Consider the following 9,812-nt stretch of genomic DNA (forward strand, 5'->3'; position numbering starts at 1 on the left):
CCAGCAAGGAGCGATCATGGCGGCATCGAATTGATATTCCAAGCACATATTTAGATGCTTAATCAGTCCTTCACGAGTCAATTCGGGACTTACGTTGGTGAACTGAATTGCCTTCGCAACCTGACGGGGATCGTTGAAATCAATCACTTACTTTTACTCCTGCTTGCTAAGTAACGCACAACACTGTGCGTGGGGTATGGCATTACTTTAGACAAGTGCGGCGTAAAGCGTTATGGGTAGAATTCCCTGGGACATGGACAAAATTTCCATGTCAATAATTTTGTGACCCGGTTCAATAATTAGCCAGAATTTAGTTAAGAAAGCTGCGAAATAATCCCTAATGTGAAATCATCAGGCCATCTTGGTATCAGGGGTGAGGTTCGACGTGAGTCATCAGTTGACCCCTGCTGACTGCGATTTCAACGGCAAACACCGCCAGACTCGAAAAGCGATTTTCCTGTCACGCATGGCGCAACAACTCCCTTGGCAGAGGATGCTCGACGTCATTGATCCCGTCTACCCCAAGGTCGGCAATGGTTGTCGCCCTTACCCACAGGAGACTCACATCCAGCAGTGGTACAAACTCAGTAACGGTGCCATGGAGGATGCCCCCTATGATGTAACCTCCATCCAACTGTTGGCGAGATTCTCACTCAACCAGGCCATCCCTGACCGCACCACCATCATGAACTTTCGCCACCGGCTGACCGCTGGCCCGTCAGCTATTCGAGAGCGCATCAACCAATGGTTATCAGAGGTGCGCGTCTTGATGATCCAGGGCTCGCTGGTCGATGCTACCATTATCGAGGCACCGTGTTCGACCAAAAACAAACAGACGATCAGACCAGTGGCATGAAACCCTGATGTCTCAAGTGGTCTAACGCACAGCCTGGTTACCACGGCCGCCAATGAGCATGTCCTCAACCAGCTGGGCAACAGGAGCAGTTAGTCGTGGCCAATGCTGGTTACCGCTGTGCAGAGAAGCGCGAAGAGCTGGCCGGGGTGAAGGCCGACTGGCTTGTCGCCGAGCTGCTGGGCAAGCATCCCCGCAGGAACAAGGCTATCATCCAGTTCGAGAAGCTCAAGGCCTGCCTCCGCGCCAAGGTGAAGCACCCCTTCCGTATCATCAATTGTCAGTTTTGCTTTGTGAAAGCCCGATATAAAGGGTTGCTGAAAAACGACCATCAGTTGGCGATGTTATTTGCCTTGGCCAATCTGGTCCGAGTGGACCTGATGATAAATCAGTGAGAGAGATCTACCTGAAATTTGGTAGCGTCCCTGGAAATAAGGTCGAACATGGCGATAGAGCCTGATTTTTGATGTAAAAACAGTCTTTGTAAGTTTTTACACACTCAACAATGCCTCATCAACATCGAGTGAAGCTCGTATGGAAACACAAATACAAAAAACGCAGATTGTGGCGAACTGGTATCGGGAGTCGGATGAGTTTTCTGCACTGATGAACTACCGGGTACTTCGTGCGGGTCATATTCGTACAGCCAATAATTTTCATGTACATCGGCAGTCTGTTGTAGGACATGAACTCATTTTTTGTCTTAACGGGAGTGGATTTATCCGCCTAGATAATAAGGTCCATGAGGTAAAAACGGGCACTCTTGCTTGGTTGCCCGTCCGTTGGCCTCATGAGCATTTTCCGGATAGAAATGAGCCATGGGAAATTTTATGGTTGCGCATTGATGGTACTAAACTCAACAATATAATGCAGATCCTTGATGTTCCTCAACATCCAGTTTTCGAATTCTCGACACCAGAAATTGTCGCTGAAATTTATCACAGCATGTTTGATTTAATGCAGAATAACACTCTTGTGGCGGATGCTCATTGTGATGTGCTCTGTTCCCAGCTTATTTATACCCTGCTGGAGAATCGCAGTTTCGAAACGACTAAATCGCTTGCGATTACCCATCGTGGACTAGGGCGGCTGATATATCAGATCCATAGTCATTACAATGATGACTGGGATATTGAAAAATTTATGCAGTATTGCAACGTAAGTAAGTCACAACTTTTTAGATTATTTCAAGAAACATTTAATCAAAGCCCGCTGAAATGGCTTAAAAATTATCGACTTTCTCAGGCACGGCGTTTGCTGGTGGAAACTGACGATACGATTAGTCTTATCGCCTTGAAGGTGGGATATAATGATCCGCTACATTTTTCCCGCGATTTTAATCGGGCAATTGGTATGCCTCCAAGCGAGTTTCGTCGCAAGGAGCAACAACTGAACAGCAACAACCACGACTGAGCTATTATCTGATCTATCGCCACGCTTGGGCGATAACGTGAATATTTTGAAAATGTTTTCCCAGTTTTTTGAGTTCCCATGCAGACTGTTCTCAATAAGGTACCCTGATTTTCACGGACAGTCCCGATTGTTACGATGATGGGTGTTAATGGGATGGTCGCCCCTCCCCAAAACGGCATCTGAAGTGCCAAAGTGGCGAATGAGTATTCCCACTGATGAGAGAGGCGACCGCCATGACGGTTATGACTATCGGTATTGACCTGGCAAAGCCTGTTTTCCAAGTGCATGGCGTGGATGAACACGGCAAGGCGGTCCTCAAGAGGCTGTTGAAGCGGGACCAGGTGATACCCTTCTTCTCTAATCTGTCCACCTGCCTGATCGGCATGGAGGCCTGCGGTAGCGCCAACTACTGGGCCAACAAACTGCAGGAGCTGGGGCATACCGTGAAGCTACTAATGGTGCCGCAGTTCGTTAAACCCTACGTCAAAACCAACAAAAATGACGCGGCGGATGCCGAGGCTATTTGTGAGGCGGTGAGCCGACCTAACATGCGCTTTGTGCCGATCAAGAATAGCGAGCAGCAGGCTGTCCTGGCGTTGCATCGTGCCCGCCAAGGTTTCGTCAAGCCCAGGACCGCACAGGCTAACCAAATCCGAGGCCTTCTGGCTAAATTCGGCATCATCATTCCCAAAGGCATTGCGCGCATCAGCCAGCGCCTGCCCAACATCCTGGAGGAGAGCGAGAACGGCCTGCCGGGGACGTTTCGCCAGTTGCTCGAACGCCTGGGGGCTCACTTCAAGGCGCTCGACAAGCAGGTGAAAGAATTGGAGGTCCAACTGCGGAGTTGGTACCTGGGGAGTCCTGCCAGCCAGAAACTGGCGAAGGTACCGGGTATCGGCCCGCTCACCGCCAGCGCACTGGTGGCCACCATCGGCGATGCGAGAAATTTCAAGAATGGCAGGCAATTGGCCGCATGGCTGGGGTTAGTGCCACGGCAGTACTCCAGCTGAGGCAAGCAGACCCTGCTGGGGATCAGCAAGCGAGGCGACAGCTATCTGCGCACCCTGCTCGTCCACGGTGCGCGAGCCGTGTTGCATGTTGCAGAGCACAAGGTTCAGTACGCGGGCAGTTGGCTGGCAGGCGTGATGGCGCGACGCCACCCCAATGTGGCGGTGGTGGCGCTTGCCAACAAAAACGCGCGGATCGTCTGGGCGTTGCTCGCCCATGATCGAGAGTTTGAGGCCGATTTTGTAACGGCGGTATGAAAAGAGCCGACACACAGTAGCGAGTTCCCCCGTGAACGAGGGGATGTAGAAAACGCAACAGAGAAACAAGTTCACAGCAACCAGAGTTGAAGAACAGCACCGATTGCACAGGCAATCATGAAGTGATGGCGAGACAGGTCAGACAGTGACTGGCAAAACCCGAGGCGAAACAAGGTACTTTCAAGTACGTGGCGTTGATAGAGGAGCCAGCCAGCAAATTCCATCAGGGACAGAGGCGGTAGCCTCGACCAAAATCCGGATCTATGGCTGCAATCTCCACCTAACTCACTTTCATGGATTGAGGGCTTGGCAAACCGGCCGCCATCCGCTGTGATAACGGTCCAGAATATATCAGCGAGGAGCTCAAGACATGGGCAACCAAGCAGGGCGTCAGGTTGGACTATATCCAACCAGGTAACCCGCAGCAAAATGCCTATATCGAACGGTTCAACCGCACCGTGAGATACGACTGGCTGGGCCATTATCTGTTTGGCACGCTGGATGAATTGCAGGAATTCGCCACTTTGGCACTTCAGATGCCGTTTTGGGGAGGGGCGACCATCCCATTAACGCCGCCCTGTACATGAACACTTGTTCGCATCCTCCCCAGCTTATTATTTTCCTCTTGATTGCGATAAATAAATATCACGGGCGTTGTTCACCATGATTGCACATCTGTCTTCAGGGGTCAGATGCGAAATCGCATTTTCAACACACTGTCTCCAGCGGGAGTAACCACCAGCCAGATTCACCACCGGCCAGTCGCCGCCAAATAAGCAACGATGCGGACCAAAAACCGCTATGGCGTGTTGTATCCAGGGTTGAAGTTCTTCCTCGTTCCATGCAAGCCAGTCAGCCTCGGTGGGCAAACCTGAGATTTTGCACACCAGTTGTGGGAAGTCTGCCAGTGGATCAAAGACGCTTTGCCATGCCTGCCATTCGTTGCGAATGATAGTAGGCTTACCCATGTGATCCAACACCACGCGGGCCTCTGGTGCATGGCTGAACAGCCAGTACAGCAGATCGTAAACCCCTTGCAGTTGAGACGCCCTAACACACAAATCGAGTACAAAACCGTTTCTGGCTGCCGCCAGCAGGCCAGCACGAAAATTCATATCATAGAACAGGTGCTCAGGTTCATTTTGCAGTGAACGACGAATACCCACAACCCTCGGTATATTACGCAGTTGGTGCAGATGGGGTATCACCGCATTCCCCTTTTCCAGAGCAGCCCAGGCGACGATACCTGCAATGTGAATAGGAGAATATTCTGCTAGCTGGTTAATCCAGTTCACTTCGTCCACAGCCTGTTCTTCAGCGCAATCCGCCTGAACCACAATGGCGGCATCTGGTGCTTGCGCTTCAGTCGCCAGCACCTCGGGCAAAAAAGGCTGATTTAGCGCTGGCAGGTCACTGAGCCAGTCGTAACGCAATACTCGCGGGTCCCAGAGATGAAGATGACTGTCAAAGCATTTCATTTTTGGGCTTTACCCCCATTACCAGGCAGAACATCCCAGCCAATATTCAGTACTGGAGCCATCAGCTCATCAATTTTTGCGAGCAGTTCTGGATCCACAGGCGATTCACTCCAGCAAATACTGTCGAGCATGTTATCCCTGCTGGCGGCACCAATAACGGTGGTGGAAATACCATGTTCTGCTGCGGTGGTCAGTGCAAACTGCAGTGCAACCTGGGCAATATTGACCTTATGACCATCACACAGGGCTGCGACTTTACGACAGACATTTTGTACATTCTGATGTGCCGGATGCCAGTCTGGTGCGCCGCTTCGACTTAACAGTCCCATTGCCAGCGGTGACGCATTCAATACTCCGATCCCAGCCTCGTTGAGCCGTTTTGCTACCTCCCCTAGGCGACGATCCTGCAATGTCCAGGTGCAGTAGGCCATCACGGTATCCACTTTTTGCTCACACGCCACCTGTTCCAGCAGGTCGAGCTGATAACCGGTAACGCCGATATTACGCACGACACCGCGGTCACGTAGCTCCCTCAGCGTGGGTAGAGCTTCATCCAGTAGTTGTGGCAGACTGCCATATTCAATATCGTGGCACTGAATTACATCAATGTAGTCGGTACCTAGGCGGGCGAGGCTCTCATCAACACTGCGTAGTGTGGCCTCGCGCGAGAAATCCCAAAGGCTGTCACCGTAGCGTCCTACTTTTGTCGCGAGTGTGTAGCTTTCTCTGGCTACCCCTTTTAGCGCCACACCTAAAGCAGTTTCAGCCCGGGTCAGGCCATAATAAGGAGCGACATCAAAATAGTTCACTCCATGTTCCAGCGCTGTGGCTACCGTTTCACTGGCCTGTTGTTGTGATACCGGGTGATAAATGCTGCCCAGCGATGCCGCTCCCATAGCCAGAACCGGAACCTGTATTCCTGTGTGTCCTAAAGAGACTGTTTTCATTTTCCTGTTCCTTTATTGTTCATCGTTGGTCGATGTTCTCAGTGACAGGCGCAAACCAGCGCGCTCAGGGCGGACATGTGGGCCATGTGCAATGGTCCAGCTTCCTTCATTTTGCGCAGCCAGCAGTACGTCTTCGTCGACAGTGATGCCAAGACCAGGTGTATCGCCCAGAACAATGCCACCCTTTTCAATACGCTGATCCACCCGCAAACCTGTAGGAAAGCTGAGATCCTGTACTTCGCAGATCAGATGGTTGGGGATGGCCGCCGCCGCATGGGCAACAGGGTTGGCGTTATATCCCACCGGGCTGACAGGTAAGCTAAACGCGTGTGCCAGATTCGCTACCCGCAGGAAATGGGTAATTCCCCAGCACATCCCCGCTTGCAGAACATCTACCGCCTGTTGCTGGATAAGTGGCTGAAATTGCTCAATACCCGTGAGGTTTTCCCCGGTGGCTACTGCTGCACGAACTTGCTGGCGGATCAGCGCGTGACCCGCAGCATCCCAGCGTCGGACCGGTTCCTCAACCCAGCTAAGATCAAGCACCTCTTCCAAACGATTGACATAGCGGACAGCCTGTTTTGCACTCATTGACTCATTGAGATCGATCATCACAGCAGGCGATGGCGCGTTGCAAAGATAGACTTCTCGCACCGCCTTTAAACGCTCAAGATCTTGCTCAACATCCAGTCCACCCTTTAATTTGAATGCACTGAATCCTCTGTCGGCAAAGCGTTGATGTAGCGCAACTAACTCGTCAAGCGAAAGAGGGTAGTCCAGCCCGGAAGCGTAACCAGGTACAAAAGGTTGACGCCCACCGAGTAATCGCCAAAGCGGTTCATTCGCCAGTTTGGCCTTCAGGTCCCAAAGCGCCATGTCCACCACGCCGATGGCACCGAAGACGCTGCCAAAGTGCCCGCTTTTGAAAACCCAGGCTTGCATTCGGTCATACAAAGCAGTCACTGCTCGTGGATCTTCTCCTTCAATAGCCGGGAAGATACGCTCAATGTCAGCATGTCCACCAAGGCCAATGCCATTAATACCTACATCAGTTTCCAGAATCAGAATGGGTACTTCTGTCACGCCAGCGTTAACCGCACCGTTGACGTCACCAATAGGACGGCCCCAGTGATGTAAGGCTTTTAATGTGCGCCAGCCAGTGATTTTCATGCTTTGCCCTCCGAGGCAAGTTTCGACTTAGCTGATGGCTTAGTGCGCAAATCAATGACCATTCGTCCCTGAATTGCGCCTGCATTCATTTCGGCAAAAATAGCGTTAATTTCATCCAGTTGTCTGGTCTGCACTATCGGTTTCACCCGGCCTGCCAGTGCATGCTGGAAAGCTTCTGCCAGGTCCTGACGTGTACCGACCAGGCTACCGACGATCTGGATACCATCAAGCACCGTTTTCACGATATTCAGATCAAGATTGCCTGGCGGAACGGCCACACAAACAACTTTTCCTCCAGCTCTGACGCTGTCTACTGCCTGGTTAAACGCCGTGCGCGCGACCGCCACAACTACGCCGCTATGCGCACCTCCGGCAGTGATCTGCTGAATGCGGACTGGTACATCCTCTTCGTTTGCGTTAATGGTGATTTCCGCACCTGACTCACGTGCCAGCGCCAGTTTGTCGTCCTGAATGTCAATGGCGATAACACGGGCGTTAAACACATTTTTGGCAAACTGTATGGCCATATTGCCTAATCCACCTGCCCCCCAGATGGCAATCCACTGGCCAGGACGGACTTCGGAGACTTTGATGGCTTTGTATGTGGTGACGCCAGCGCAGGTGATGCTGCTGGCAATTAACGGATCCAGCCCATCAGGGACTTTTACCGCATAATCGGCTTTGACAATGCACTGTTCAGCCATTGCACCATCAACGCTATAACCCGCATTTTTAACTGTACGGCAGAAGGTTTCCCGGCCACTGACGCAGTATTCACAGACACCACATCCTTCATAAAACCAGGCAATACTGACACGATCACCAGGACGCAGGCTGGTAACATCGTCAGCAATAGCACGAACTATCCCGATCCCTTCGTGTCCTGGTATACGGCCTGGAACAGGGCCAAAATCACCCTGCACGACGTGTAAATCGGTATGGCACACACCACAACATTCCACTTCCACCTGTGCTTCACCGGCATTCAGTGCGCGTAGCGCTATCTTCTTGATTTCTACCTTGCCGGGATGCTGCTGGCTAACAACTGCTGCTTTCATGACGATACCCTGTTAATTGAGTTCCGGTACGACGTTGTCGATAATTCGTTGCCGTCTTGCGACATACGCTGGCAGCGGTTTTACGCCGGATTCCTCGGTGAACCAGGCAAAAGGATCGGTACTCGCAACCAGAGCGAAATTGGCCCATGGATTAAATGATCCAGAACGGATAACGACTTTGGCTTTGTGAGCAAGGTCGTGGCAAAGTTTTTCGTGACTGGCTGCCTGAAACTCTGCGCCAGAACCGGTATAGATGGCTTGCACATCACGATAAAGTTGCGGGTTGCAATCACGGACTTCACTGGCAAAATGCACTTCTTCGGCAAAAATTTCTTTGCGCAGGACGCGCAGAATGTCCAGTGCATCAACAGTGCCAGGCCAGAAACCCAAATCGATACGTTTAGCCTGTGGAGGGATCGGGAATCCCGCATCCGTGACCAACACAATGTCGGAATGACCTAACGTGGCTAAGGCAGCCGCGAGCTCAGGGTGTAAGATCCTATCTGGTCTCATAGTATTTACTCCTCTGCCACAGCCATAGATTGAATAAAAGCATCGACTTCTTTGCGATAGCGATAGGATGGAACTGTCTCCCAGCCGGTACAACACAGCGCTGCTGTGGCGTTAGCAAACAGTACGGCTTCGTGAATGAGCTGACCTTCATCCAGCGCGACGGAGAGGGCGGCGTTAAAGCTGTCACCTGCACCGTTACTGTCGACAACATCGATGATGCACGGTGGGATTTCTTGCGTATCATTACGACCAAACACTGCAGAGCCCGATTCACCCAATGTCATCACGACATACCGGCAACCTGTTTCCAATAACAGATTGGCGATTTCCCTGTTGCTGCGCGGGTCATCAGGTGGTAAGCCAAGAGCTACGCGCGCTTCCGTTTCGTTGGGTGTCAGATAGTCAACCGCGCTGAGATCGACACCGCGTAAATCTCTTGCTGGTGCCGGGTTCAGAATCGTTATCTTACCGAGTTTATTTGCAAGTCTGAGTCCGTAGAGAGCCGTTTCCAGCGGAATTTCAAGCTGTGCGAGCACCACATTGCTTTGTTCTAGCAGGGATAACGCACTGTCCACCTGCACCGGCGTAAACAGTTTATTGGCCCCCATATCCACGACAATCACGTTATGGGCCTCTTTATCTTTAATAATAAGTCCCGCACCAGTTGGTAGTTCTCCACTGATGGTTAACGCATCGATATTGACACCTTCTTCCTGCATCAGGCCTACAAATTCATGCCCTAAAGTGTCATCACCCACCACACCGGCATAGGCGACTTCTGCCCCAAGACGCACTGCCTGAACCGCCATATCAGAGCCTTTACCGCCCCACGTCTGGCGAAAGTCATGGCCAATCAGCGTTTCCCCAGCCAGAGGAATACGGTCGGTGGTCATCACCAGCGCTTTCGCGTAGCTGCCGAGAATAAATACGCTCATCACATACTCCTTAAACTGCGCGATTTGTTATTCATTGCAAAGAGAAGTACCGCCGCTTCCGGCGGTACGTCTCTGTTAATAAGCGTTAATGTCGCCGACCAGCCCTTTCACCAGTTCCGGGCCGGAGCTGGTGCCAACTAGTTCGGCACCTGCAACAAACATTTCTTTCATCTTCTCCAA

At 51.7% G+C, this 9,812-nt stretch carries 7 protein-coding genes and 5 pseudogenes; 4 read left to right on the plus strand and 8 right to left on the minus strand.

The genetic code is table 11. The annotated features are described in order from the left end of the window. Positions 1–147 (minus strand): annotated as a pseudogene (locus tag VJY99_RS18545) (deoxyribose-phosphate aldolase); the annotation flags it as partial. 238 nt (positions 148–385) lie between these two features. Between VJY99_RS18545 and VJY99_RS18550 the strand changes: the two are divergent. From VJY99_RS18550 to VJY99_RS18565, 4 genes and pseudogenes are all read left to right on the plus strand, one after another. Further along, positions 386–1,248 (plus strand): annotated as a pseudogene (locus VJY99_RS18550) (IS5 family transposase). 151 nt (positions 1,249–1,399) lie between these two features. Beyond that, the gene (locus VJY99_RS18555; RefSeq protein ID WP_324121122.1) at positions 1,400–2,266 is read left to right on the plus strand and encodes an AraC family transcriptional regulator; all 867 of its coding nucleotides are present in this window, start codon (positions 1,400–1,402) and stop codon (positions 2,264–2,266) included. A gap of 233 nt (positions 2,267–2,499) precedes the next feature. Next, positions 2,500–3,531 (plus strand): annotated as a pseudogene (locus VJY99_RS18560) (IS110 family transposase). A gap of 308 nt (positions 3,532–3,839) precedes the next feature. Next, positions 3,840–4,055, plus strand: a pseudogene (locus tag VJY99_RS18565) (integrase core domain-containing protein); the annotation flags it as partial. Between the two features lie 90 nt (positions 4,056–4,145). Here the strand turns inward: VJY99_RS18565 and VJY99_RS18570 are convergent. The 7 genes and pseudogenes from VJY99_RS18570 to VJY99_RS18600 form a co-directional block, all read right to left on the minus strand. Further along, positions 4,146–5,009 (minus strand): amidohydrolase family protein, encoded by an 864-nt coding sequence (locus VJY99_RS18570; RefSeq protein ID WP_324121110.1) that lies wholly within the window; start codon positions 5,007–5,009, stop codon positions 4,146–4,148. Further along, on the minus strand, positions 5,006–5,956 hold the full coding sequence (locus VJY99_RS18575) for an aldo/keto reductase (RefSeq protein WP_324121112.1): 951 nt from the start codon (positions 5,954–5,956) through the stop codon (positions 5,006–5,008). The genes VJY99_RS18570 and VJY99_RS18575 overlap by 4 nt, the downstream gene beginning before the upstream one ends. Positions 5,957–5,968: 12 nt before the next feature. After that, complete coding sequence (locus VJY99_RS18580; RefSeq protein ID WP_324121114.1) at positions 5,969–7,126, minus strand: mandelate racemase/muconate lactonizing enzyme family protein; 1,158 nt, start codon at positions 7,124–7,126, stop codon at positions 5,969–5,971. After that, positions 7,123–8,184: an alcohol dehydrogenase AdhP gene (gene adhP / locus VJY99_RS18585; protein WP_324121116.1), complete on the minus strand. Its 1,062-nt coding sequence runs from the start codon at positions 8,182–8,184 to the stop codon at positions 7,123–7,125. Before adhP ends, VJY99_RS18580 begins: the two co-directional genes overlap by 4 nt. A gap of 12 nt (positions 8,185–8,196) precedes the next feature. Further along, entirely contained in the window at positions 8,197–8,697 is a 501-nt protein-coding gene (locus VJY99_RS18590) for an RbsD/FucU domain-containing protein (protein WP_324121118.1), read from the minus strand. A 5-nt stretch (positions 8,698–8,702) separates the two neighbouring features. Then, positions 8,703–9,632, minus strand: coding sequence for a ribokinase (locus VJY99_RS18595; protein ID WP_324121120.1), 930 nt, complete (start codon positions 9,630–9,632; stop codon positions 8,703–8,705). 75 nt (positions 9,633–9,707) lie between these two features. Then, positions 9,708–9,812: pseudogene (locus VJY99_RS18600) on the minus strand (deoxyribose-phosphate aldolase); the annotation flags it as partial.

Origin of the sequence: Buttiauxella sp. (assembly GCF_035271705.1) — a bacterium.
In the GTDB taxonomy this organism is placed as follows: domain Bacteria; phylum Pseudomonadota; class Gammaproteobacteria; order Enterobacterales; family Enterobacteriaceae; genus Buttiauxella.